At 59.4% G+C, this 25,974-nt stretch carries 21 protein-coding genes and 2 pseudogenes; 13 read left to right on the forward strand and 10 right to left on the reverse strand.

Features of this window, described 5'->3' with window-relative positions:
- The first annotated feature begins 128 nt into the window (after nucleotides 1-128).
- The 6 genes and pseudogenes from NB231_RS09320 to NB231_RS09340 all read left to right on the forward strand — a co-directional run bounded on the left by NB231_RS09320 (nucleotide 129) and on the right by NB231_RS09340 (nucleotide 6,023).
- Nucleotides 129-2,111, forward strand: coding sequence for a monovalent cation:proton antiporter family protein (locus tag NB231_RS09320; protein ID WP_005002052.1), 1,983 nt, complete (start codon nucleotides 129-131; stop codon nucleotides 2,109-2,111).
- A 157-nt stretch (nucleotides 2,112-2,268) separates the two neighbouring features.
- Nucleotides 2,269-2,424 (forward strand): annotated as a pseudogene (locus NB231_RS20300) (transposase family protein); the annotation flags it as partial.
- A gap of 58 nt (nucleotides 2,425-2,482) precedes the next feature.
- Nucleotides 2,483-2,773, forward strand: a complete 291-nt coding sequence (locus NB231_RS19635; RefSeq protein WP_005002059.1) for a hypothetical protein — start codon at nucleotides 2,483-2,485, stop codon at nucleotides 2,771-2,773.
- Nucleotides 2,774-2,864: 91 nt separating this feature from the next.
- Complete coding sequence (locus NB231_RS09330) at nucleotides 2,865-3,326, forward strand: ISAs1 family transposase (RefSeq protein WP_005002065.1); 462 nt, start codon at nucleotides 2,865-2,867, stop codon at nucleotides 3,324-3,326.
- Nucleotides 3,327-3,521: 195 nt separating this feature from the next.
- Nucleotides 3,522-3,833 carry a TRL-like family protein gene (locus NB231_RS09335; protein ID WP_005002068.1) on the forward strand — a complete coding sequence of 104 codons (312 nt, stop codon included), beginning with the start codon at nucleotides 3,522-3,524 and terminating at the stop codon, nucleotides 3,831-3,833.
- A 1,254-nt stretch (nucleotides 3,834-5,087) separates the two neighbouring features.
- Entirely contained in the window at nucleotides 5,088-6,023 is a 936-nt protein-coding gene (locus NB231_RS09340) for a formate/nitrite transporter family protein (protein WP_005002072.1), read from the forward strand.
- Nucleotides 6,024-6,378: 355 nt separating this feature from the next.
- Here NB231_RS09340 and clpB read toward each other — a convergent pair whose 3' ends face one another.
- The 3 genes from clpB to rluD all read right to left on the reverse strand — a co-directional run bounded on the left by clpB (nucleotide 6,379) and on the right by rluD (nucleotide 11,076).
- Nucleotides 6,379-8,979, reverse strand: a complete 2,601-nt coding sequence (gene clpB, locus NB231_RS09345) for an ATP-dependent chaperone ClpB (RefSeq protein ID WP_005002074.1) — start codon at nucleotides 8,977-8,979, stop codon at nucleotides 6,379-6,381.
- A 160-nt stretch (nucleotides 8,980-9,139) separates the two neighbouring features.
- Complete coding sequence (pgeF, locus tag NB231_RS09350; protein ID WP_005002075.1) at nucleotides 9,140-9,892, reverse strand: peptidoglycan editing factor PgeF; 753 nt, start codon at nucleotides 9,890-9,892, stop codon at nucleotides 9,140-9,142.
- Nucleotides 9,893-10,128: 236 nt separating this feature from the next.
- Entirely contained in the window at nucleotides 10,129-11,076 is a 948-nt protein-coding gene (gene rluD, locus NB231_RS09355; protein WP_005002077.1) for a 23S rRNA pseudouridine(1911/1915/1917) synthase RluD, read from the reverse strand.
- A gap of 78 nt (nucleotides 11,077-11,154) precedes the next feature.
- Here rluD and NB231_RS09360 point away from each other — a divergent pair, with 78 nt between their 5' ends.
- A complete protein-coding gene (locus NB231_RS09360) occupies nucleotides 11,155-11,910 on the forward strand; it encodes an outer membrane protein assembly factor BamD (RefSeq protein WP_005002078.1) in 756 nt (251 codons plus the stop codon).
- Here the strand turns inward: NB231_RS09360 and NB231_RS09365 are convergent.
- From NB231_RS09365 to sucC, 4 genes are all read right to left on the reverse strand, one after another.
- Nucleotides 11,907-12,245 (reverse strand): P-II family nitrogen regulator, encoded by a 339-nt coding sequence (locus NB231_RS09365; RefSeq protein WP_005002079.1) that lies wholly within the window; start codon nucleotides 12,243-12,245, stop codon nucleotides 11,907-11,909. The two genes, NB231_RS09360 and NB231_RS09365, sit on opposite strands and share 4 nt — an antisense overlap.
- A 387-nt stretch (nucleotides 12,246-12,632) precedes the next feature.
- Nucleotides 12,633-14,264, reverse strand: a complete 1,632-nt coding sequence (locus tag NB231_RS09370) for an NAD+ synthase (RefSeq protein ID WP_005002082.1) — start codon at nucleotides 14,262-14,264, stop codon at nucleotides 12,633-12,635.
- Between the two features lie 34 nt (nucleotides 14,265-14,298).
- Entirely contained in the window at nucleotides 14,299-15,171 is an 873-nt protein-coding gene (gene sucD / locus NB231_RS09375; protein ID WP_005002087.1) for a succinate--CoA ligase subunit alpha, read from the reverse strand.
- 34 nt (nucleotides 15,172-15,205) lie between these two features.
- Nucleotides 15,206-16,375, reverse strand: coding sequence for an ADP-forming succinate--CoA ligase subunit beta (gene sucC, locus NB231_RS09380; protein ID WP_005002088.1), 1,170 nt, complete (start codon nucleotides 16,373-16,375; stop codon nucleotides 15,206-15,208).
- Nucleotides 16,376-16,701: 326 nt separating this feature from the next.
- Between sucC and NB231_RS09385 the strand changes: the two genes are divergently transcribed.
- From NB231_RS09385 to NB231_RS09405, 5 genes and pseudogenes are all read left to right on the forward strand, one after another.
- On the forward strand, nucleotides 16,702-18,339 hold the full coding sequence (locus NB231_RS09385; protein WP_050756086.1) for a sensor histidine kinase: 1,638 nt from the start codon (nucleotides 16,702-16,704) through the stop codon (nucleotides 18,337-18,339).
- Nucleotides 18,340-18,342: 3 nt separating this feature from the next.
- Complete coding sequence (locus NB231_RS09390) at nucleotides 18,343-19,680, forward strand: sigma-54-dependent transcriptional regulator (protein WP_005002090.1); 1,338 nt, start codon at nucleotides 18,343-18,345, stop codon at nucleotides 19,678-19,680.
- A gap of 395 nt (nucleotides 19,681-20,075) precedes the next feature.
- Nucleotides 20,076-20,510: a pilin gene (locus NB231_RS09395; RefSeq protein ID WP_005002092.1), complete on the forward strand. Its 435-nt coding sequence runs from the start codon at nucleotides 20,076-20,078 to the stop codon at nucleotides 20,508-20,510.
- A 97-nt stretch (nucleotides 20,511-20,607) separates the two neighbouring features.
- Nucleotides 20,608-22,743, forward strand: a complete 2,136-nt coding sequence (locus NB231_RS09400) for a tetratricopeptide repeat protein (RefSeq protein ID WP_005002106.1) — start codon at nucleotides 20,608-20,610, stop codon at nucleotides 22,741-22,743.
- A 77-nt stretch (nucleotides 22,744-22,820) separates the two neighbouring features.
- Nucleotides 22,821-23,352, forward strand: a pseudogene (locus NB231_RS09405) (REP-associated tyrosine transposase).
- 111 nt (nucleotides 23,353-23,463) lie between these two features.
- Here NB231_RS09405 and NB231_RS09410 read toward each other — a convergent pair.
- Nucleotides 23,464-23,688: a type II toxin-antitoxin system RelE/ParE family toxin gene (locus NB231_RS09410; protein WP_005002109.1), complete on the reverse strand. Its 225-nt coding sequence runs from the start codon at nucleotides 23,686-23,688 to the stop codon at nucleotides 23,464-23,466.
- Nucleotides 23,689-23,810: 122 nt separating this feature from the next.
- Complete coding sequence (locus tag NB231_RS19645; protein ID WP_005002111.1) at nucleotides 23,811-23,969, reverse strand: hypothetical protein; 159 nt, start codon at nucleotides 23,967-23,969, stop codon at nucleotides 23,811-23,813.
- A gap of 195 nt (nucleotides 23,970-24,164) precedes the next feature.
- Between NB231_RS19645 and NB231_RS09420 the strand changes: the two genes are divergently transcribed.
- Nucleotides 24,165-25,088, forward strand: a complete 924-nt coding sequence (locus tag NB231_RS09420; protein ID WP_005002114.1) for a glycosyltransferase family 2 protein — start codon at nucleotides 24,165-24,167, stop codon at nucleotides 25,086-25,088.
- A 308-nt stretch (nucleotides 25,089-25,396) separates the two neighbouring features.
- On the opposite strand, the gene NB231_RS09425 is transcribed toward NB231_RS09420, so the two are convergent.
- Nucleotides 25,397-25,585: a hypothetical protein gene (locus NB231_RS09425; protein WP_005002117.1), complete on the reverse strand. Its 189-nt coding sequence runs from the start codon at nucleotides 25,583-25,585 to the stop codon at nucleotides 25,397-25,399.
- Nucleotides 25,586-25,974: the final 389 nt, after the last annotated feature.

The raw sequence follows: 25,974 nt of genomic DNA on the forward strand, positions 1-25,974 counted from the left end.
CTTGCTCTAGTAGACGGTAGGCAGTCCGACGAGAGGCAATTTGCAGGGAGCCGGCCACGTCGCAGTGTGGTGCGGTCCGCGGTAGCAGGAATTTCGGCACCCGCCAATACCCGGAGCAACAGCACACCGTGGAAATTCTGCAAGATATCGTAATCCTGCTCACCGCCTCGGTCATCGTGGTCGCTGTCTTCCGCCGCCTCGCCTTGCCCCCCGTTATCGGCTACTTGTTCGTCGGAGTGGCGCTCGGCCCTTCCGCCAGCGGCGTGGTCTCCGATGCTCTGAACATTCCTCTATTGGCGGAGTTCGGAGTGGTCTTCCTGCTCTTTACCATCGGCTTGGAGTTCTCGTTACCCCAGCTGCGGACTATGCGCTGGACAGTGCTCGGTCTGGGGGGCGCTCAGGTGCTGATAACCAGTGTGCTCGCAGCCGTGGCCGCTTGGTATCTGGGAGCCAGTTGGCCGGGGGCGGTCGTAATCGGCGGCGCCCTGGCACTGTCGTCGACCGCCATCGTGATCAAACAACTGACCGAACAGGCCGAGATTCACTCCCGCCACGGACGCAAGGCGCTCGGCGTGCTGCTGTTCCAAGATCTTGCCGTAGTACCGTTGTTGATCCTCATACCGATTCTCGCCAACACATCCGACGGCAGTATCCCATTGGCGCAAGCGTTGGCCCTGGCTTTGGTCAAGGGTGTGGGGGTATTTCTGCTGATCATCTGGCTAGGACGCAGAGCATTGCGGCCCTTGTTTCATGAAGTGGCGGCCGCTCGCTCAAATGAGCTTTTCACACTGGCGGTACTGTTGGTTGCCCTGCTCGCGGCATGGATGACGCAATTAGCCGGCCTATCCCTGGCATTAGGGGCCTTTCTCACTGGGATCATGTTGAGCGAGACCGAGTACCGTCACCAAATCGAAGCCGATATCCGTCCTTTTCGCGACGTGCTGCTGGGGCTGTTCTTCATTACCGTGGGGATGCTGCTCGACCCACGCGATCTGCTCGACAACTGGCATTGGGTGCTGCTGCTCGTTACGGCGTTGATGCTGTTCAAGGCTGTGCTGATCTATGTGCTGGTCCTGGTCAGCGGAGATGACAGCCGGGTTGCGGCGCGCACCGGCGCAATCCTCGCTGGCGGTGGGGAATTCGGCTTTGCCGTGCTCTCTCTGGCATTGGCGAGCCATCTGATCCAACCGGCTGTTAGCCAGATTGTGCTCGCCACGATCATCCTTAGCATGATCATCACCCCGTTGCTGGTTCGACACAACGGGCTGCTTGCGCAGCATATCGCCAACATCGGTCTTGCAACCCACGGTAGCGGGACCGTACAAGCGATTGCCCAGAGCGCTCATGAGTTGCGTAACCATGTCATCATTTGTGGCTATGGCCGCACGGGTCAGAACGTAGCCCGCTTTTTGGAACGCGAAGGTTTTGCCTATCTCGCGCTGGACCTCGATCCGGCTCGCATCCGTCAGGCCCGGATCGCCGGCGAACCGGTCAACTTCGGAGACGCGGCCCAGCACACCATCCTGGAAGCCGCCGGGCTCAAAAGAGCACGAATGGTCGTCATCAGCCTCGACAACCCTGCCGCGGCCCTTAAGGTAATGCAGCATACGCGCGAGCAACGACCGGATCTCCCGGTTTTGGTCCGCACTCGGGACGACACTTGGCTGGAGCATTTCGAGCAGTCCGGTGCCACGGCCATCGTGCCGGAGATTCTGGAGGCAAGCCTGATGCTCGCCTCGCATACGCTCGCCCTACTCGAGGTTCCTCTCTCCCGGGTCTTTCGCTATGTACGAGAGGTGCGCTCGGATCGCTATCGTCTGCTGCGCGGCTACTTCCATGGCGAAGAACGACTCGATCTGGAGCAAGGCGAGCGGTTCCACGAACAGCTGCACGCCATGGCCTTGCCTCACGGCGCCTATGCAATCGGTAAGCGAATCACGGACACCGGCCTGGAAGAGATCGACGTAACGATCACAGCAATCCGGCGCGGCGGCATTCGTGGGCCACAGCCGGAACCGGATACCCGCTTATTGGCTGGTGATGTACTGGTCCTCTACGGCGCTCCCGAGAACCTGGAAAAGGCCGAGGCTTTACTCCTCACCGGCATATGATCAAACGGAACCTAACCACTACCCACCCCTGCCAGGGCTGTTCAATGCTGAGAGAATAATGCAGATTGTCTTGTAACCTGCAGGATTAATAGTGATACCCATGCAGCTCAAGGCTTACCTATCAGCGATTCCCGATCATCGCCGGGCTCAGGGCCGGATGTATGACCTAACTCACCTTCTGCTGTTCAGCATCCTGGCCGTGGTCTTGGGCGCGACCTCTTACCGAAAGATCCAACGATTCATGGATACTCACCGTGAACGCCTGAACGCTCTGTGCCAACTGCACTGGAAGCGCGCGCCGGCCCATACCTCCATTCGCTACGCCCTCCAGGGCTTGGATGCCAAAGCCGGCGAGCTTGCCTTCCGTCGCCATGCCTCTGATCTGGACGGCGAGGGAGCGCAGCACGCTATATCGCCATGGACGGCAAGACCCTGCGCGCGGCAGTTTCGATCACTTCGAGGACCGCAAGGCCGCTCAGGTACTCAGCGCACTGGCCACTGAGTGCACCCTTGTGCTCGGCCACGTGTGGATCACCGATGAGGAGGGCGAGAAGCATCACGAGATTCAGGCCGCCCAACAGCTGATTGAAACGCTTGGATTATCGGGTCGTCTATTCACCCTGGATGCGCTCCACACCCAAAAAAAACCACCGAGCTCGTGATCGCCACGGGTAACCACCTGCTCGTCCAACTCAAACGCAACCAGCCCTTGCTCCACGATGCGATGTCGAATACACGCGTGGTCATCCCTTCGTGGATGAGCATCACACTCATGAGTTCGGCCGACGCAATCGGATCGAGAAGCGCGCCGTCCATGTCTGGCACCTGCATCCGGGCCTGGGCAGCAAACCCTGGTACGACCATTTCCGCGCGCTGATCCGCGTACAGCGTCATACCGAACGCTTCGATACCCGGCTGAGAGACTGGCGCGTCTCCAAAGAGTGCGCCTACTACCTCTGCGACCTCGTGTTGCCCACCGCGCGGTTCAGCGAAGCTATTCGCAACCATTGGTGTGTCGAAAACCGCGCACACTACGTACGCGATACCCGATTCCAGGAAGATGCCAGCCGCATTCGTCGCAACCCCTGCATCTTCGCACTGCTCCGCTCTTTCGCACTCAACCTCATGCGCTTCAATCGCGTGGAGAACACCAGCCAAGGCCTCTACGACAATGCGCTGTGCCTCGATCGGGTGCTGGCTTATGAGGGGCTGTAGCATTGAACAGCCCTGCCACCCCTGCCACGCAGAATCTGATCCAAGAAAACTTATCTTACCGATCCTCTCCGAAGTTTTCAGAATCGAAACCCCAATTAAAGTGGTGCTCGACATGAGATCTCATTACCCTTTACGATAAACTGCTGAGAGGAATAAATGGAATCTAACAATAGCTAAAGAGGGTTTAGAGTAAATATGAAAAAGATCATCACAGGCTCAATCATTGCTGCCTCCCTCACACTCGGCGGCTGTGCAACTTCCGTGCCATATGGAGCATTCTATACCAAGCTTGATCTCCCAGTTACAGCAACCAGTAACAACGGCCCAGCCATGAAAGTGGGTGTCGCCAGCTGTAAAAGCATCCTCGCCATCGTGGCAACGGGTGATTGCAGCATAGAGACGGCCAAGAAAAACGGTGGTATCACTGAAGTCCATCATGTCGACTGGAAAGCCGAAAACACTTTGGGCATCATCGGCAACTACCAAGTGGTAGTTTACGGTAACTGATTACTGATCGCTGTTAGTCTGATCGTTTTCTAAACTTACCCCGCGTGGCGAGGGGGCTGCCGTCATGGGTATTGGGTCAGGCAAATGCTTGGGCCCGAGAACAAAGCAGTGGGAAACGAGCCAGCGTGGGGCTCCCGAGATACAGCGAGCTCAACAATGGTTCGAAGGTTAGTATCATATAGATAGGCACCCCCTCCCGCGGGATTAGGATCTAGCCGCAAGTCAACCCTTCGCCCTCAGCGAGGTGTTGGCGTACCTCCAACGCCCGTCGACACCTGCCTCGACGAGTATGAGAGTTGTGTATTAAGCACACGCACCCCCTGATGCGCAAAATCAGTTCACCACAGCGCTACGCTTTAAATACAACTTTAATATACAACTATTAGGCACTGGGCACTAATTAAGAAAACTATAAAATGCTACTAATAGATGGCTATCCTAAATTAAGGATTGCTTACACTGGGAGGAATGCTACTCTTAAAGTCCGCTATGCTAAACAGTGCAGTTGCGATGACTGGACCGGGCGTTCAGGTGGACACTATAGTAAGTAGCATTGTGCATGTGTTAGTTGGCATGTGGCGCTTATTGGGAAACACGGTAGCCGAGTTCGACTTCATTCACCGGATTCGGGATAGGGCGGCATACCAATGTCGCGATTACGAAAAGCGAGTATGTTGCCCCCCACCCATCTTACCCACGTGCACCAGGTTGTATTTCGGCCTGTGGTAAAACAGGCTACTCCCAGCTTGGGGTTCAGGACAGACGACGGATGCTTCCTCCTCACCGGCGCTGGGCACGCACGCGCAGGTCGACCCGGCAACAACCGGAGAGACATACTTCGTTGGCCGAGGAACCCGCTCGGCAAAGCATACGGGCACCGCACACTTCATTTCCATCGGCACGGTAAGTGCACCTTCCCAATCGACCACCATTCGCAAGGAACGCACGGCATCCGGTACCGAACGGGACAAATCCGCAGAAAGGGGGCATTCGGTGTCGGTTTCAGCACGGCGCGCGTCCTATTTCAGTTGCAAAATTATTATTTATTGATTAGTAAACTAGGTTTTACTGCCATCGGGGATGCGGCATTAGGCGTGCTCATACCACCGCCGCCGCGGCATTATCGGCAGTATTGCAAGGCCCTGGGACGGGTCGATAACGTGACATAAAACAAAAGCAATAAGGATAAGTTCATGTGTCAGCAAAATATTATAGATACGACAAGTGTCGATTTACGACGAGGAGGCTAGCGACATGAGCGATTCAGAAAAATCTAGGCGACAGGGTAAGCCAACCCATGGCGACAATCCGTCGGTCACGAACCCGGCCGGCAATCCACTGGCGGGAAATCCCAACGCCGCAGCAGCGGGCACGCTACCGGCAGCACCCAGCAACGTTACTGTCGCAGAAACCGTACCGCCGGCGGAGATGGGGGCGGCGATTGCGGCGGACGCGGCAAAGAAGGCCAAATTCCCCGTTTCTCATCTACTGGTCCGCGGTTTTTTGTGTACGCCCTTTCTGGGCTATGGAGCCGCTGTGGTCTTCGCCATGGTCTCCGCCGGCATACCGCTCGGCGCGGCCGGACTGATTTTCCCGGTAGGCTACGTCACGCTGAGCTTCCTGGGCCTGGAGATGGCGACCGGCAGTTTCGCGGTAATGCCCATCGGCTTGTACGCCGGGACCGTTACGCTATGGCAACTCATCCGCAACTGGTTTTGGACGCTGGTGGGGAACCTGATCGGGGGCATCTTCTTCGCCTGGCTGCTCTGGTTCTCCTTGACCTATGGCGGGGCCGTCCCGCCGAATCCCATGCTCGTCCACATCGCCCACGTCGCCGAGCATAAAGTTGCGTATAGCCAGTTCGGTATCATCGGCTGGTGCGCCGCCATCGGCATGGGCGTGCTCTGTAATTGGCTGGTGAGCCTGGGATCGGTCATGTCCAAGTCCTCGCGCAGCACCTTGGGTCGGGCGGTGCTGATGTGGATACCGATCGGGACGTTCTTTGCGCTGGGCTTCGAGCACACCGTGGTGAACATGTGGCTCATCCCGACGGGCATGTTCTCGGGCGCCGACGTGAGCATCTACCAGTGGTGGGTGTGGAATCAGATCCCGGTCACCATCGGCAATATCCTCGGCGCGATGGTCTTCAACGGTACCCTGTGGTACTACACGCATGCACTGAATCCGTAAAACAGCAGAAGCTCAGCTGTTGGATTCTCGGCCTGTTTTTTTTCAGAGAGGGCCGCGAAAGGGACCGCAAAGCATTGATGCCTTACCGATGAACGCCCTTTATTGACCAGATTGCCAAGGGTAATGACAAGACGGCTCGGAAAAATGCTTTTTGACCCAGCCATCTTACCCGAAGCGATGCACAACCACATCTGACTAAAGGCATCAGGAGAGGCGAAATGACAGGGACGTCATTTCGCCTTCAGTAATAAAAGATCGATTTCGGGCCACACCCCACACCGAGCTGCAAAAATACCCACACACTATTGGTCTCTGATCAAGTCCTAAAAATAGCCGCACGAGCAGATATTTTACCTTAGGCTACGGCAACGTGGTGCGCGCCGCACACGAAAACGAGCGCTCCGTCCCGAGCATCTACCTTGATGGTATCGCCAGCGCCAAAACGACCCTCGAGAATGGCTTGCGCGAGCGGATTCTCCAGGCGTTGTTGGATGACCCGCTTGAGCGGACGGGCGCCGTAAACTGGATCGAAACCCGCCTGTGCTAGCATCTCCAAGGCCTCCTGCGTAAGCTCGATGCCCATATCCTGCTCGCGCAATCGGCGATCGACATAGGCGATCTGGATCTCGGCAATTCGCTGAATTTGCTCGCGATCCAGCGAGTGAAATACGACCACGTCGTCGATGCGATTGATGAACTCCGGTCGAAATTGCTGGCTAACGATCTCCATGACCGCCTGCCGCATCGCCTGGTAGTTCTCCTCACCCGCCATCTCCTGGATCACCTGAGAACCCAAATTCGAGGTCATGACGATGACCGCGTTGCGGAAGTCCGCCGTACGGCCGTGACTGTCGGTCAGCCGACCGTCGTCAAGTACCTGCAGGAGAACGTTGAAGACATCGGCATGGGCCTTCTCCACCTCATCGAGCAGAATCACGGCGTATGGCCGCCGCCGAATTGCTTCAGTCAGATAACCGCCCTGCTCATAGCCGACATAGCCGGGCGGTGCACCGATGAGTCGTGCGACCGCGTGCTTCTCCATGAACTCGGACATATCGATCCGAACCATGGCCTCCTCGGTATCGAATAGAAAGGTCGCCAACGCCTTGCACAGCTCGGTCTTACCGACGCCGGTCGGCCCGAGGAACAAGAACGAGCCGTTGGGTCGCTTGGGATCGGCCAACCCTGCCCGCGAGCGACGGATGGCATTGGCGACTGCAGCGACGGCCTCCTCCTGACCTATAACCCGCCCCTGCAGGGCCTGTTCCATGTGTAGAAGCCTCTCCCGCTCACCTTCCAGCATCTTGCTCACTGGGATACCGGTCCACTTGGACACCACCTCGGCAACCTCCTCCTCCGTGACCTTGTTGCGCAGCAGCTGCATATCCTGCATCTCGGCCTCGGAAGCCACCTCAAGCCGCCGCTCCAGCTCCGGGATGCGGCCGTATTGCAGCTCGGACATGCGTGTGAGATCGCCCGCACGGCGCGCCGTCTCCAGTTCCTTGCGCGCCTGCTCAAGAGATTCCTTGATGGCATGTGTCCCTTCGACCGCAGCCTTCTCCGAATCCCAGATCTGCTCGAGGTCCTGATACTGGCGCTCCACCTCTTCGATCTCCCGCTCCACCGTCTGCAGGCGTTTTTTGGAGGCCTCGTCGGCCTCCTTAGCCAACGCCTCGCGCTCGATCTTGAGCTGGATCAAACGTCGCTCGAGACGATCCATCGCCTCGGGCTTGGAGTCGATCTCGATACGGATGCGACTCGCCGCCTCGTCGATCAGATCGATGGCCTTGTCGGGTAACTTGCGCTCGGTGATGTAGCGCTGCGACATCGTCGCGGCCGCGACGATGGCCGGATCCGTGATCTCGACCCCGTGGTGGACCTCGTAGCGCTCCTTCAAACCGCGCAGGATGGCAATCGTATCTTCGATGGTGGGCTCTTCCACGGTGACCTTTTGGAAGCGCCGCTCGAGTGCAGCATCCTTTTCGATATACTGGCGATACTCATCGAGAGTGGTAGCGCCGATGCAGTGCAGCTCGCCCCGAGCCAGCGCTGGCTTGAGCATATTGCCCGCGTCCATCGAGCCTTCGGCCCGGCCCGCACCAACGATGTTGTGGATCTCGTCGATAAATAGAATGATTTGGCCCTCCTGTTTGGCCAAATCCCTCAGCACGGCCTTGAGCCGCTCCTCGAAATCACCACGAAACTTGGCGCCTGCCACCAACGCACCCATGTCGAGCACGAGCAGGCGCCTACCCTTTAGAGCCCCCGGTACCTCGGCGTTGACGATACGCTGGGCGAGCCCTTCCACGATCGCCGTCTTGCCGACCCCGGGTTCACCGATTAGGACCGGATTGTTCTTGGTCCGGCGTTGCAGAACCTGAATCGTACGGCGAATTTCCTCATCACGGCCGATTACCGGATCGAGCTTGCCCTGCTCAGCACGCTCGGTAAGATCGATGGTGTATCGCTCAAGCGCCTGCCGTTGCTCCTCGGCGTTGGGATCGCCAATCTGCTCGCCGCCGCGCAGTTCGTCGACCGCTTTCTCCAGCGCCGCCTTCGATGCACCGGCCCGAGTCAGGATCTCTCCCAACCGGGTACGGCCGTCCGTGACTGCAGCCTGCACCAGTAGCTCGCTCGATATATATTGATCCTTGCGCTGCTGGGCAAGCTTGTCGGTGAGATTGAGCAGGCGCGCCAGCTCTTGGGACATGTGTACCTCACCGCCGGTGCCCTGAACCGTAGGAATGCGATCCAACGCCTCACCAAGCTGCGAGCGCAGGTAGTTGACATTGACGCCGGAGCGTTGCAATAGCTGACGTGCAATCCCCCCTTCCTGATCCAGCAAAGCGGTCATCAGGTGTTCGGGCTCGATAAACTGATGATCGCGCCCGACCGCCAGTGATTGCGCATCGGCGATCGCCATTTGGAATTTGGTCGTCAATTTATCCATGCGCATAAGAAAAACCTCAAATTCAAATTTAGCTTTCTAAAGTCAAAGATGGGGCAAATAGCGGCTATTTCAACGGATTCACGGCAAAGATGCGCATCAATAAAACCATCTTCGCGAGGAGTGAGATCAAGGTGGCTTGCCGGGACCATCGGCCGCCTGGCAATACTCACGTAGGTTTAGTAAGCCAAAGTAAGCTGGCCATCCGACCTGTGCGCCCGTCCCGGCGGTAGGAATAAAAGCGCCGCGCATCGCTGACCGTGCAAAAACCGCCGCCGTAGACGCGCGCCACACCGCAGCACCGAAGTCGGTGGCGGGCAAGATGATAGAGATCAGCCAACCACCGCCCGTGCGGTATGGCGCGGAAGGCGGTGACGAGGTCAGAGTCGACAGCTACAAAGGCGTCGCGCACCTCAGCACCCACCTCGAAAGCCTGCGCTCCGATAGCCGGTCCCAACCAGGCCAACAGGCGCGCACCGGGTACGCCGAGCGCGGCGTGCGCCGCCTCGATTACCCCGGCCGCGAGGCCACGCCAACCTGCGTGGACCAGCGCCACCCGACGACCATCCCGGTCACAAAGGAAAACCGGCAGGCAATCGGCCGTCTGGATAGCGCAGACCACACCGGCACGCATTGTCCATACCGCATCCGCCGCGGTGCTATCGCGCCTTACCTGCTCAGCCGCAGCCACCCTGACGCCATGCAGCTGATGCAGCCAGCGCGGCTCTTCTGGCAGTGCGAGTCCGGAGCGTAGCCGCCGGCGATTCTCGGCCACATGCTTCGGGCAATCCCCCGTGCGAACCCCCAGATTGAACGACGCATACGGCGGCTGGCTCACACCACCGCAGCGCGTAGTCACCGCTGCCCGAACACCCGCCGGGGCGGGCCAATCGGGAATCAGCCAAGATACCGTTGCAGGCACGGCTAAGCTCCTCGCACTCGGCACGGCTTGAAGCCGGTGGAAGCATTGCCAGACGGATCCAATAGAATTTTAGTAAGACCGTAGGCCGCCTGGACGGCGGCCTACGAGCCCACAAGGATGTGTTGACGGCGTGCCTTATCAAGCCCAACCGGACCCGTCCCCACACATCGGCACTCACTTTTGGTAGCCACCATGCAGGGCGCTGCCGAGCGCATCTGGATTAAATTGCACCACCTCTATCGGCAGCCGCGCAAAACCTCCAACAGATAAGCGTAGTCGGCAGGCAACGGACTGTGCCAACCCACGGCTTGCTCCGTAGCCGGATGCACCAGCCGTAGCTCGAGCGCGTGCAACGCTTGGCGTCGAAAACCGCTCAACGCGGTTTTGAGCTCCTCGCTCGCACCCTTGGGCAGCCGGGTCCGACCGCCGTAGACCGGATCGCCCACGACCGGCTGGCGCAGCCAAGCCATATGCACCCGTATCTGATGTGTGCGGCCGGTCTCCAGACTACAGCGTAACAGTGTATGGGCCGCAAAGCGCTCCACTACCCGGAAATGCGTTACCGCCGCTCGGCCATCCTGGCGTACGGCCATACGCGTGCGATCCCGCCGGTGCCGGCCGATTGCGGCCGTCGCCCGGCCACCGCTCGTAACCACCGCCGAGACCAGCGCCAGGTAGTCTCGTTTCACGCTCCGAGCCTGTAGCTGCTCGACCAGTAGCTTATGCGCGGTCAAATTCCGAGCCACCACCATGAGGCCCGAAGTCCCTTTGTCCAAGCGGTGCACGATGCCAGCGCGCGGCAATCCCGCCAGCCGTGGGTCATAGTGGAGCAGGGCATTCTGCAGGGTGCCGCCCGCATGACCGGCGCCGGGATGCACGATGAGGCTGGGCGGCTTGTCGATCACCAGCAGGCTATCGTCCTCGTAGACGATGCGCAGCGCAATCGGCTCGGCCGCCACCGCACCTTCCTCCTCGAGCAGGACGCTCAAGCGCACCTGCTCACCGCCGCATACGAGGTCCTTGGCACGCAGCACAGTGGTATCTACCGTAATCGCACCAGATTTCAACCAGGCCTGTAGGCGGCTGCGGGAGTATTGTGGAAATATGGTGGCCAGCGCCCGATCGAACCGCTGCCCGGCTTGCGCAATGGGAATAATTGCGGTGTGCTCGATTCGCTCGCTCACGGTGCTGGGCGAACCTCACGCTTTCCCCTACAATAAAGTGCTTTACATGCGGTTATCACGCCAAATCCTACTTTTGATATGATCAAGCTGCTGTTGCCCGTCTTGGTTACCGTGCTCATTGGCTGCACCGGCAATCCCGCTGCGGACGAGCCTGAGCAAAGCCAGCAAGCCGCCACGCTGTATGATAAAGCACGTGAGTTGCTTGATGCCGGCGACTACATGGCGGCCGTAAAACGATTAGAGGATCTGCAAGCGCAATATCCGTTCGGGCCTTACTCGGAGCAAGCCCAGCTCAACATCATTTACGCATACTATAAGGCGAACGATACCGTATCCGCCGTAGCCGCAGCCGATCGCTTCATCCGATTCAATCCCCGCCACGCGAAAGTGGCCTATGCCTATTACATGAAGGGCGTAGCGCAACAGGAGCAAGGGCTAGGCTTTATCCAATCGCTGCTGCACATGGACCGCGCCAAACGCGACCCGGAGCCCCTACGGCAAGCCTTCTACAGCTTTCGCAGCCTACTCGAGGCCTATCCTGAGAGCCGCTACGCCGACGACGCTCGCCAGCGCATGGCACAGTTGCGCGACCTGCTTGCTCAACACGAGCTCCAAATCTGCCAATATTATATTCGCCGAGGCGCTTGGGTCGCGGCAATAAACCGCGCGCGCAGCGTTGTGCTGGACTATGCTGGAACGCCGGCGGTTGCCGAGGCGCTGCATCTGCTGCTGCAAGGCTACCAACACATCGAACTGCCGGCGCTCAAAGAGGACGTGCGCCGCGTGCTACGCTTGAACTACCCTCACCACCCAGCGCTCGCGGAAAGCGGCTAAACCGCCTGCTCATCCTCCTCTCCCGTACGAATACGGATCACGCGGTCGACATCGGCAACGAAGATCTTGCCATCGCCGATCCGGCCGGTTCGAGCCGCGCTGCTGATGGCCTCTACGCAGCGCTCGACCTGCTCATCGGTCACCACGACCTCGAGCCGCATCTTCGGCAGGAAGTCGACCACATACTCGGCACCGCGATACAGTTCAGTATGCCCTTTCTGGCGCCCGAACCCTTTCACCTCGGTCACCGTCATGCCGGTAATACCGATCTCGGAGAGGGCCTCGCGGACATCGTCGAGCTTGAACGGCTTTATGATGGCCTCAACTTTTTTCATAGTCTTTGCCTACCCTGCTGAGGAAGCTCTGAAATTCCGTTCATGCTGAGCCCTTCGACTATACTCAGGACAAACTTGTCGAAGCACGAACGGAATTTATAAAGCAATTCTAATATGTTAAATAATGCCCTCTGACAAGCTCTGGGCGAACGGATTAATTAATCAAGAGCTCCCTAATGGATTGCCTGCCTCGCCGAGCGCCTTCCATTGCGCAAAACTCGAAATATTTTAGCCCTCATGCATCAAGGCTTGCCTAATGTAGTACCTCGCCCGCAACTCCTCACATAGAGGCCGCGCCCCGAACCCCGCCTCTAACAACCGATGCGTTCGCTCCTTAGGTGGCACATGGTGGCCGGCAACAGCGCCGTGCCCGATCCATCGATTTCGCTAACGCCCTCGTGCGAAGCCGGAGGTAATCGGGTAGCGCCGATCACGACCGAACGCCTTGGTGGTGACCTTGACCCCAGGCGGTGCCTGGCGGCGCTTGTACTCGTTACGGTGGACAAGTCGCACCACCTCCTCAACCGTCGCGCGATCATAACCCTCGGCAACAATTTCCTCCACCGAGCGATCCTCCTCAACGTAGGCCGCCAGAATTGTATCGAGCACGATATACTCGGGCAGGCTGTCGGTATCCAGTTGATTCGGACGCAACTCGGCCGAGGGCGGGCGCGTTAGTATGCTTTGGGGAATGACCTCACCAAGCTCGTTGCGATAGCGAGCCAAAGAGTATACATCGGTCTTGAAGATATCTTTCAATGGCGCGAACCCCCCGACCATATCGCCATAGAGCGTTGCGTAGCCCACGGCCAGTTCACTCTTATTGCCGGTTGCCAGCACCAATTTCCCCTGCTTGTTAGAGAGCGCCATCAGCAGGGTGCCGCGAATTCGGGACTGGAGATTCTCCTCCGTAACATCCGCCGGTGCATCGGCAAATACCGGTTGGAGAGTTTCCGAGAAAGCCTTGAAAACGCCTTCGATGGCAATGACGCGGTGGCGGATCCTGAGGCTCCCTGCAAGCGCCGCGGCGTCGGTCCAGCTTATCTCAGATGTGTACTGCGTCGGCATCATGACCGTCTCGACGCGCTCGGCGCCGAGCGCATCCACGGCCACACAGGTGACTAGGGCGGAATCGATCCCGCCGGAAAGCCCGATGATTACTCCGGGAAAGCCGTTTTTTTCGACATAATCACGTACGCCCCAGACCAGTGCGTCATAGAGAACCGCCTCTTCCGATGGATCCTCTTCGATCGAACCCTCCAGCGCCTCCCAGCCACCCCCACGCTGGAGCAAGTCCACAGGAACGAGCCCGGGGCGAAAGCGCGGGGCGCGAACACGCAGATCGCCGTGGCGGCCAAAGGCACACGATGCGCCGTCGTAGACCACCTCGTCCTGACCGCCGGCCATGTTGCAATAGAGCATTGCCACACCGGATTCACCGATGCGTTCGCGGATCACCGCCTCGCGGGCGGCCCGCTTATATTGATCGAACGGGGAAGCATTAAGGTTGACGACGACCTCGGCGCCCATCTGCACCGCCCACGCCACGGGCTCGGGATGCCAGGCATCCTCGCAAATGGTCACACCGATACGGCAACCTGCGACCTCGACGACGCACGGCGCACTGCCAGGCTCAAAATAGCGCGTGTCATCGAACACACCATAGGTGGGCAGGTAATGCTTGGCATAGGTCGCCGCGATTCGCCCCTGCTCGATTACGAGTGCGGCGTTCATCAATCCGGTGGCGCTGCGCACCGGCGCCCCGACAATCAGGGTCACATCCCGCACCGCACGACACAATTGTGCGATCGCCGCACTGACTTCACCGAGAAAATCATTGCGCAACAATAAATCATCCGGTGGGTAGCCGGTCAGCGCCAGCTCCGGGAAGATCACCACCCGCGCCCGCAGCTCGTCCCGGGCACGGCACGCCGCGTCAATGACGGCCAGCGTGTTGCCCCGGACATCTCCGACCAACAGATTCAGCTGCGCCATAGCAATGCGAAGGCGATCGTTCATAGCATCAAATCGACGGCGCAGCGGCCAGCCCGCTTCACCCCACGAAAAACTCGTTCATCGTCGAGCCGATCTCGGCCGGTGAGCGCACTGTCGCCACGCCCGCTTTGACAAGCGCGGTAAACTTGTCCTTAGCCATACCTTTGCCGCCGCTGATGATGGCGCCGGCATGGCCCATGCGCTTGCCCGGCGGAGCCGTCACGCCGGCAACATAGGCCACGACGGGTTTACGCACGTTGGACTCGATGAACTCAGCCGCCTCCTCCTCGCTAGTGCCGCCGATCTCCCCCACCATCACGATGCCTTTGGTCTGGCGGTCCTGCTCGAAGCGCTGCAGCACGTCGACGAAGGACAGGCCTTGAATGGGGTCGCCACCGATGCCCACGCAGGTGCTTTGACCCAGGCCGATGTCGGTAATCTGCTTGACCGCCTCGTAGGTCAGGGTACCCGAGCGGGAGACGATGCCGATGGATCCGGCCTTGTGGATTTGACCCGGCATGATGCCGATCTTGCACTCGCCGGGGGTGATCACACCGGGGCAGTTGGGGCCGACCAATATGGCATCGTAGTAGGTGAGCGCCGCTTTGACCCGGAGCATGTCCTGCACCGGTATACCCTCGGTGATGCAGGCGATCACGCGGATACCGCCTTCGGCCGCTTCCAGGATCGCATCCGCCGCGTACACCGCCGGCACATAGATCATGGAGGCATCGGCGTGGACGCTCGCCACCGCCTCTCTGACAGTATTGAATACCGGCCGGTCCAGATGGCGTTCACCACCCCGGCCGGGTGTCACGCCGCCGACGATCTGCGTTCCATAGCTGATGCACTGCTCGGCGTGGAAGGTCCCCTGACGGCCGGTGAACCCCTGAACGATCACCTTGGTGCCCTTGTCGACCAGAATGCTCATGGTGTCGCGCCCCGTCCTGCCCGCTAAAAATGACTCACCGCGCTACTGCGGCAACTGCGCGCTGAGCGGCGGCGGTGAGGTTGCCGGCAGCGATGATGTCGAGCTCACTTTCGGCAAGCAGCTCCTTGCCTCGCTCGACATTGGTTCCTTCGAGACGCACGATGACCGGCACGCTGACCCCCACCTCCTTGACCGCGTTGATGATGCCCTCGGCAATCATGTCGCAGCGCACGATACCGCCGAAGATGTTGACGAGGATGGCCTTTACGTCAGGGCTCGAACAGATGAGCTTGAACGCCTCGGTCACCCGCTCTGTGCTAGTGCCTCCGCCCACGTCCAGGAAATTCGCCGGCTCGCCCCCACAAAGCTTGATAACGTCCATGGTGGCCATAGCGAGCCCGGCGCCGTTGACCATACAACCGATGTTGCCACCCAGAGTGATGTAGTTCAGCCCATGCTGCGCAGCCCGGATCTCAGTTTCGTCCTCTTGGGAGAGATCCCGCATGTCGGCGATTTCGGGCTGACGGCCGACCGCGACGGCGTTGTCATCGACATTGATCTTGGCATCCAATGCCAACAACTCATCCTGGGTGGTGAGGATTAACGGATTAATCTCGATCAGGCTGAGGTCGCGCTCGATGAAGCAGTGGTAGAGACTCAGCATGATCTTTACCCACTCTCCGACCCGTTTGCCCTCCAGTCCCAGCCCAAAAGCCAGTTGACGGCACTGATAGGCTTGCAAGCCGACGACGGGATTTACCCGTGCGGTAAGAATCCGCTCGGGGTGATGGGCGGCCACTTCCTCGATGTCCATGCCACCGGCGGCCGAAGCCATGAACAGAATGCGCTTGCTCACCCGGTCCACCAGCGCGCTCAGGTAGAGCTCGCGCGCGATATCCAGCCCCTCCTCGATCAGCACGGCATTGACCGGTAGGCCCTTGGTTGGGCTCTGAGCCGTGACCAAGCGGGTGCCGAGCATGGACTCGGTATACTGGGTCAGCTCATCGAGACTCCCCGCAAGCTTGACACCACCGGCCTTGCCGCGGCCGCCGGCGTGGACCTGCGCCTTTACGACCCAACGATCGCCGCCGATTTGCTCGGCGGCCTTGCGCGCCTCAGCAACGGAGCGTGCGACATAGCCGCGAGGGATCGGAATGCCGAACCGGGAGAAGAGGTGCTTCGCCTGGAATTCGTGGAGATTCATCTCTGTGCCTTTCGCCCAAGACAAGCCTCGCTATTCTCCCCCCAAAGCCCACGCAAAGCAAAACCGGCTCATAAAAGGACGCCTCGACTACACACCAAGGCCAGCTAACAACCGACAAGCAACGGGTGCAGAACCGGAAATCCGTCGCAGAAATGCAAGGCCAGTACCGATCATTATAAATGTGTGTATTAGAGAAGAATTCCGGTCTAGAGGTGCGCCGCCGCCATTCGGGGTCCATTTAACGCTTGCTGGATTCCGGCTAGCGCTGGAGCGACAAGCGAGCGATTAATCCTTACACCGGCACATTGAAAAACCGGGGCGAGCCGATGCAAAGTCAAGCATATGCAGCTCAGCAACCCCAATCCGTCGTAGCCGCCATGCTCCGGGAAATAAGCGATTGGCGCCCACTGCGTATCCTGTGCGGCTACCGTATAGCGGTCGCAGCCATTTTGCTGCTGGCTTTCGCGGCCGGCCACCGCAACGAGCTGTTCCCCCTCGTCTACCCCGCGCTGTTTCTCGAGATCTGCCTGGGCTATCTGATACTTGCTTTGCTCGCCTTCACAATGGCCTATGCGCAGCAACCAGCCTTTGCGCTGCAGCTGCACAGCCAGATTCTTCTGGATATCTTCGCGATCGCCGGGCTTATCCATGCCAGCGGCGGTTTGCAGGCGGGGCTCGGCATCCTGATGGTAATCGCGGTCGCCGGCGGCAGCCTGCTTGCCGGGGCGCGAATGAGTGGCTTCTATGCTGCGGTCGCCACCCTCATCCTGTTGTTCGAACAAGCGCTCGCCGAGCTCGCCGCGAACACGGGACACGGCAGTTACACTCAAGTGGCCGCACTCGGACTCGCCACCTTCGCAACGGCGTTTGCCGGATCGATGCTCGCTCGGCGGGCCCGGGAGAATGAGGCGCTGGCAGCGCAGCGCGGTTTGGACGTGGCCGATCTCGAGGTACTCAACGACCAAATCGTGCAGCGTTTAGAGATCGGCGTGATCGCCTTGGATTCCGGCGATCGTATTCGTTTACTCAACCGCGCCGCCCGGGAATTGGTAGGTGATGTGGATACCCGCCGCCGGCCACCCTTAGCCGAAGTTTCGCCGGGGCTCGCTGGCGCTTACCGGCGCTGGCGCGAGACTTGGGCTGGCGCGCTCGAACCCCTCACCGCACGGCGCGGCGGGCAGGAATTCGCGCCGCGCTTTCATCCGCTTGGATCGCAGGGACGGGCCGGCGTGCTGATTTTTCTCGAGAACCTCACGCAAATGCGCGCCCAAGTGCAGCAGGTCAAGCTCGCCTCCATCGGCCGCCTGGCCGCGAGCATCGCCCACGAGATTCGCAACCCGCTGGCCGCTATGATGAATGCCGCTCAGCTGCTCAGCGAGGCTCAAGACGCACGATCAGCTAACCGCCGCTTGGTGGAGATCATCTACCAACAAGGCAAGCGGCTGAACACTACGGTCGAGAACGTGCTGCAACTCTCCCGGCGGACCCCTCCCAGCCGCAACCGCATTCAACTGGCGCAATGGCTGCCAATGTTCGTCGCCGATTGGCGCGAGCAACAAGGGCCCGACCTGAACCGGGTGAGCTTCGAACTCGAAGGCGCCGCCGTGGCGGCATTGTTCGATGCCGATCATCTGCGCCAGGTTCTTGATAATCTAACGCGCAACGCCGTCGAGCAGGTCGAGCAAGCAGGTGGCACGCCGCGGGTTGTGCTGCGCATGGGCCGGGATCCGAGCGCCCACCCGTTCTTAGAAGTGGCTGATAATGGCCCGGGTGTACCCCTGGCGATTCGGGAGCACCTCTTCGAGCCGTTCGCCACCGGCTCGGCCAATGGTACCGGTTTGGGGCTTTATCTCGCTCGAGAACTCTGCGAGGCAAACCAAGCAAGGATCCATCTCAACGAAGAAGTGGCCGCCGGCGCCTGCTTTCGAATTACCTTCGCCGATCCGCTCAAGGAGGACGACTAACCGATGCCGCGACCCCTCGCATTGATCGTCGACGACGAACCAGACATCCGCGAACTAGCCCAGCTCACGCTGGAGCAGATGGACCTCGAGGTTCGCACGGCGCCGGATCTGCACACCTCCCGCGCGCTGCTCGCTGCCCAACCGTTCAGCCTGTGCCTAACCGACATGCGCTTGCCGGACGGCGATGGCCTGGATCTAGTACGGCTCATGCAAAAACACCATCCGGACACGCCGGTGGCGGTGATCACCGCACACGGCAGCATCGAGACCGCCACCGCGGCCTTGAAGGCCGGGGCATTCGATTTCGTAACCAAACCGGTCGACCTCCATGTACTGCGCCGGCTGGTCGAGCATGCGCTGCGCTTGAGCGAGTTTCCGGAGATCGACCGGCGCTCGCGCAATACCCTGCTCGGCGATTCCTCGGCGATGCAGCAGATTCGCGCGACGATCGTCAAACTCGCCCGCAGCCAAGCACCCGTCTACATCTGCGGCGAATCCGGCACCGGCAAGGAACTCATCGCCCGGCTCATCCACGACAAAGGTCCGCGCCGCGATCGAGCCTTCGTGCCGGTCAACTGCGGCGCGATCCCGACCGAGCTGATGGAGAGCGAGTTCTTCGGCCACAAAAAGGGCAGCTTCACCGGTGCCTCGGCGGATAAGCCGGGTTTGTTCCAGGCGGCGGACCGGGGCAGCCTGTTCCTGGACGAGGTGGCCGAGTTGCCCCAGCACATGCAGGTCAAGCTGCTACGCGCCATTCAGGAGAAAGCCGTGCGCCCGGTCGGCACTCTGCGGGAGGAGTCGACCGATGTGCGCATCCTCAGCGCCACCCACAAGGATCTCGGTCAGCTCGTTACGGATGGCGCCTTCCGGCGCGATCTCTACTATCGGATCAACGTGATCGAGGTCCGCGCGCCGAGCCTGCGCGAGCGCACCGAGGACATCCCGCTGCTGGTCGAGCATACCCTGCGCCGCATGGTCGGCGAGGCCAACCCTTTGCCGCGTCTCGACGACGCAGCCCTCGCCGCACTCAGCGCCTACCCCTTCCCAGGCAACGTCCGCGAGCTCGAGAACATCCTGGAGCGCGCCCTCACGCTCAGCGAAAACGATCTCATCGGCGCGGCCGACCTGCAGCTGCCACAGAAAAGCCGGGAGGTTCAAGCCCCCACCACGGTCGAGCCGGCTCAGGACTTCGAGCTCGAGAGTTACCTCGGCGAGGTGGAACGCGAGGTCATCGTCAAGGCGCTCGAAAAAAGCCGCTACAACAAGACCGCCGCCGCGCAACTGCTCGGCATCACCTTCCGCGCGCTGCGTTACCGGCTGAAGAAGCTGGGGCTGGAGTAGTCAGTCAAATACTGACGCGCATTTCGCATGCGTCATTCCGGCGCAGGCCGGGATCCACCTCCTGTCCCTAACGCGGTTGTCACTGACGCAGATTGTCACCTCGAAGGCGGCAGGTGACGCAGCCGGTCCATGACGAAGGCACGTCGAGCGCCGATAATTTAATTCTAGATCGAGGTATATTTTTTAACTTACTAATTTAATTGGCTATATAAATATCTTCCTCATTTGGCGAACTCTTTTTTTAAAAGTTGGCATGACATATGCATTTAATCAGTGCACTAGGGACTGCGCCGAATACTTCTGCAGGGGGAGGAGGCGGCGAACCCGCCGGGCACTGTAATCGCTGTCTACAGAGATTTATCTTGCAAACACCTTGCTAAATACGGAGTTGAATTATGCAAAAGGTCCAGCAGGGCTTCACACTGATCGAACTGATGATCGTGGTCGCGATCATCGGCATCCTGGCCGCCATCGCCATCCCGGCCTATCAGGACTACGTCGCCCGGTCGCAGATGACCGAGGCATTCAGTCTCGCGAGCGGCCAGAAGACCAACGTCGCCGAGATCTGGACGTCCGAAGGCTCGTTCAATAGCGCTGATAATGGGAAGTTTGGAATTCCGACCAACACCACTATCAATGGTAAGTATGTCAACAAAGTAGATGTCTTGAACGGCAAAATTACGGCAACCATGCAAACAGCTGGAGTGTCTTCTGGCATCAGTGGCAAAACACTGAGTCTGAGCCCGCAGACCCACAGCGGGTCGATCGAGTGGAAATGCTCCAGCAACGCAGCGCAAAAATACATACCCAAAAACTGCACCGGCACCTGATACTCAAATGTATTGAACAAGGGAAAGCGAACCCCTCTTCGAGAGGGGTTCGCTTTTTAAGAGCCACCGGATTCGAACAGGCACAAAAAGGCACATTATGCCGACAACCGATACCCTCGTCAGGGCCGCACTGTTCAGCGCGCTCCTAGCTCTGGCTTGGCTGGTCTATGCCCCCGGGCTCCACGGCCCCTTCCTGTTCGATGATTACGCCAACCTGCCGGCGCTGGGCGACTACGGAACGATCAATAACACCGAGCGCCTGATCAGCTACCTGACCAGCGGCATCGCCGGTCCCACTGGGCGGCCGCTCGCCCTGCTCAGCTTTTTGATCGACGACAACAAATGGCCGACCAGCCCTGAGGCCTTTAAATACACCAGCACCTTGCTGCATCTCCTCAACGGGGTGCTGCTGATCTGGCTTTCCACCCGGCTGGCCCAAGCACTGGGGCATACCCGCAAACACGCCGAATGGATCGGCCTGCTCGCCGGTGGCCTCTGGCTGCTGCATCCGTTCTGGGTATCCACCACCCTCTACATAGTTCAGCGCATGACGCTGCTCTGCGCCACCTTCGTGCTCGGCGGGCTACTGGCTTATGTACATGGGCGGCAGCGCCTGCTAGCGGGCACTCGGCAGCGGGCGTATCTATGGATGTCGGGCGGCATCGTTTTTGGGACGACGCTCGCTGTTCTGAGCAAGGAGAGCGGTGCCCTACTGCCACTTTTTGCCCTGCTGATCGAATGGCTGGTGTTCAGTCGAGCGGAAGAAAAGACCGTTAGGGAGACTCCGATTTATTTGTCACACCGGCGTAGACCGATGTCCAGCTTTTTGCTTTTTCTAGGTTCCGGCTTCGGCCGGAATGGTAAAAAAGCGATTAATCAAAGTTGCCATAGCATGTCGGACTCAACGTTCCGCTGGTGGCGGACCATCTTTCTCATAGCGCCCACAATCCTTCTGCTGGCTTATCTGGTCCATCAAACTCCCGGCGCGATCACCGGGGCCGCACACAGCCGCGATTTCACCTTGGCACAGCGCCTGCTGACCGAGCCGCGCATCGTCCTGACCTATATTAAGCATCTATTCCTGCCTGAGCCGTACACCGCCGGCCTGTTCCAGGACAGCATCACGGTATCGACCAACCTCGTGCGCCCCTGGACGACCTTCCCGGCGATGGCGGTCATCGCGGGACTGCTTTTTTTGGGTTGGAAAGTCCGCCGCCGATACCCAAGCCTGGCGCTCGCTATTTTCTTCTTCTTCGCGGGCCATCTCATCGAATCCACGGTCGTGGCTCTCGAACTTTATTTCGAGCACCGCAGCTACACACCCGCGCTGTTTATTTTCCTGCCGCTTTCGATCTGGATCGTCACCGCAGCGGCACCGGCACCAAAGCTCCGTATCGAGCTGGCCGTCATGTTATTGGTCGTGATCAGCAGCCTGACATGGCTGCGCGCGGATCTGTGGGGGAATGCGGCCCAGCAAGGCCTCATGTGGGCCCAAAAAAACCCGGACTCCCCGCGTGCCCAAACTTACGCGGCATTGATATTGGAACAGAAAGGGTCATACGAGACCGCCCAAGGGATTCTGAACAAGGCATCGGAAAAACATCCCGATTCGGTGATGATCGAGCTGAACCGATTATCGCTGGCTTGCAACATAAACCGGGTGAAGCAGGAAGAGGTGATGCAAGCGGCCGAAGCTTTGCGCACCGACAAGCGCACGGAGCGCCTCGCCTATCAGATTATCAATAAATTCATCCAAAAATTGGATCGCCAGCCCTGCACGGGCTTAGGCACAGCCCAGATCGAGCGGCTGATTCTTGCCGCACTAGCTAACCCGGCGCTTGCTCGCTCGGACGGAAGCCGCCAATCAATGCTCAATCTCTATGGGCTATTGGCGCTGAAAACCGGGCATCCCGAAACTGCAGCGCAGCGTTTCATTCAAGCGCTTCAGGTCAAGCCAAGGCCGGGTGCCGCACTGACCGAGGCCGCTCAAATGGGATCAGCCGGCCATCCATGCATGGGGCTCGCTATCCTGGCGGAATACCATGCTGCCTCCACCCATCAGAGCGCCAGGCTCGGCTTCAGCATGGTCTCCCTCCACCGCTGGTGGTTGCAGCGAAGCAAGTATTACTCCAGTGAGTTCGACCGAATTTCAAGGCTGCTACGCCAAGATGCATTAAAAAGCGGCGGCAGTTGTGCCCAGGCATCTTTGGCAACAACTCGTAGGGCGCAATAGCGAAGCGTATTGCGCCGCATGCTCTGACAAACCCAACAACACGGTTTCCAATACCGACGATCACGGAATTACGCGCCATGCCCGACTACCGCCGCGCCTGGAATCCCGGTGGCATCTATTTCTTCACCATCACACTGTTACAGTGGTGCGGCAACGATCAGCTGGTCCGACATATCGATCAGCTACGGGATGCCATTCACGGGCTCGACGGATATACCCCTTCACCATCCACGACTGGCTGGTGTTATCTGATCATATGCATTGCGTACTGGAGCTGCCGGTCGACGATACGGACTTCGCGCTGCGTTGGCGGCTGATAAAAGCGGGCTTTGCCAAGCAGGTGCCGGTACGGGAGTGGCGCTCGGAGGTCTGAACGCGACGCGGCGAACGGGGCATATGGCGGCGACGGTTCTGGGAACACTTGGTCCGCGATGCAGTGGACTTTTCCACACATATGGATTATTGCACTTCAATCCAGTCAAGCATGGGCTGGTAGCCCGGGTGGCGGACTGGCCGTATTCGACGTTTCATCGGTGCGTGACGGCGGGGATGTACCCGGTCGACTGGGCAGGGAGCGCGGTGATTGATGAGGCAGGCTTTGGAGAATGAGCTCGCGGAGAACATCCGGCGCATTACGGCCTTCGGCTTAATGCACCCACATTAGTTCCCTTCTGGCGGCCATTGCCGCGAGGTATGCACAATCGCCAGCATTAGAATTGTTTAGCCGTCGATCGCGCAGATGAGGATATAGTGCGGATGAGCGATCAACTCTCGTGTCCCCGCTATTCGCCCGAGACGGCCCATTTCGGAGTGATCTCCCAGACGCTCGGCGGCCACCCTAAGCTGGTCATCCAGCATGGCCGCCGCCCATGGATCGTCGGCCTCGATATGCTCATATATAGCGATGCGATCGGCCAGCGCCGGTGTAGTCCATACCAGCTTCACGCCTCGCTAGACCGGCGCCTCGAGACCGCACGCCGCTCGGCAAAATAGGCCTCGACCTCTTCACTCGGTGTAACCTGTCCCGCTGTTGCGGCGGCGATTCCCGCTTCGACTTTACGCCGAAATCAAGCATCATAGCCGGCCGCCGCTTCCTGCGCCCGCAAGTAATCGCGCATGAATGCGCGCAGCAGTTGCGCGCCGGTCCGGTCGTGGGCCTTTGCGGCCGTCGTAAAGGCGGACTTTAGCTCCTCTTCGACACAAAATGTAAAGGTGGTCTCGGCCATCTCCGATACCTCGTAGCTGTTGGGTAATCGTTATGCAATGTGACACACTACGAGTTGCTCATATAACCGGACATGGGCCTCAACTATCCCTTTACATGAATAAATAGCCTGTTCCCAAGCAAATATGAGCCCAGCGAGGGATTCTGTGCGATCTTTGGCAGAACGATAAATATTAAAGCGGTTTAATCGGAAGCCATGAACATGGCGATGCACAGCAAACCGGTGCCGGCTCACCGAGCCGCGACGTTAGGCATCGTTCTCCCCGCCAAGAACGAAGCGGCCGCGCTGCCCGAGCTGCTCGACCGGCTGCGCGCGATCTATCCGAAGACGGAGATCCTGCTGATCGACGACGGCTCGAACGACGCTACGGCACGACTCGCGCGCGCACACGGCGCCCGCATAATCACCCATCCTTACAGCATGGGCAATGGTGCCGCCATAAAAGCCGGCGCCCGGGCGGTCAACGGCGAGATCATCGTCTCCCTGGATGCCGACGGTCAGCACCGGCCCGAGGACATCGAGAAGCTGCTCGCCAAGCTCGACGAGGGCTATGACATGGTCGTCGGAGCGCGGGATAACGCCTCGCAGGCGAGCGTCGGACGCTCGCTCGCGAACCGGTTTTACAACGCCTTGGCGAGCCTGCTGGTGGGGCATCGCATCGCGGATCTCACCTCCGGCTTTCGGGCCGTACGGGCCGCCAAGTTTCGCGAGTTCTTGTACCTGCTGCCCAACGGCTTTTCTTATCCGACCACGATCACCATGGCCTTTTTCCGCGCCGGCTACAGCGTGGCCTATGTCCCCATCGAGACCGGCCAGCGCAACGGCCATGGCAGCCACATCCGACCGCTGCGGGACGGGGCGCGCTTTTTGCTGATCATCCTCAAGGTCGCCACGTTATACTCGCCGCTCAAGCTGTTCGCGCCCGCCAGCGTACTGTTCTTCCTGCTCGGACTGGGAAATTACGGCTACACGTACGCCGTCGAGGGCCGGTTTACGAACATGAGCGCGCTGCTGTTCAGCGCTTCGGTCATCGTGTTTCTGATCGGTCTGCTATCAGAGCAGATCACGGCTCTTATGTACAAAGACGGACGCTATTCGGATTCTCGGGAAAGCCATTGAGTTTCCTGAAGCAGCGGCACGCGAACCTTCTCGGATAAACCCTTCTCTTTTCGCTCATTCCGCCCATAACGCAGCGAGCGGAAGAGGCACGGCGTCGAACGGCTCGGCGGCCACCTCGGCCTCGTCAACGAAGCTCGCCAACAAAAGCCATTGGCCGCGTAGCGGAGCATTTTCGACATGCGATCGAGCTTCGCCGTGGCCGGTGAGAGGACCTCGCAGACCCAGCCCGGGCTCACTTCGAATCAGGCGGTCGCCGGCGGCGCTTAGCGGGGGGGGGCGGCGCGCCCCACGAACTCCGACCTGACCTTTCAGATCAAGGGAACCAGCACCACGAGCACCGTCCAGAGCCGATTGCCGTGGCGCTCTGGGGTCTTGGGTTGCTCGGCCTCAGCGCAGGAGCAAGACGCCGGCACCGTTGAGATCCATTGCAGCAAAGCTCCGTTGGCCTCGCCAGAAACGGCAAGGCCTGCTTCCATATCGCCCGGTACGGCTGTCATGGAACCTTCAAAACCGCTTCACGGAAAGCCCCAGTGCCTGGCGCTCAGCGCCGCACGTGCGCAATCGCCCCGCTCGTGAAGCCTGGCTACGCGCCGCCGGGTTGCTGCGGCATATTACGCTACAATCGGATTAACGCTACATCAATTATTCAAATTAAGGAAACTCTGATCAATCACGTTCTCATCATTCCGGCGAAAGCCGGACAAATCCGTAGGAACGGCTTTGAACAGCTTCAGCTGGCTCAGAGGGCGCAAACCAGGGAAGGTTTACGTAATTCAGTCAAATCAATAATCTGGACACCGGCCTTCTCTGGTGTGACGAATAAATCAGAGGCTCCTTAAAAAACGAGAGCGACAGGCCATCTTGCAACTATGGCGAGATGAGGCGA

Origin of the sequence: Nitrococcus mobilis Nb-231 (genome assembly GCF_000153205.1) — a bacterium.
Lineage (GTDB): Bacteria > Pseudomonadota > Gammaproteobacteria > Nitrococcales > Nitrococcaceae > Nitrococcus > Nitrococcus mobilis.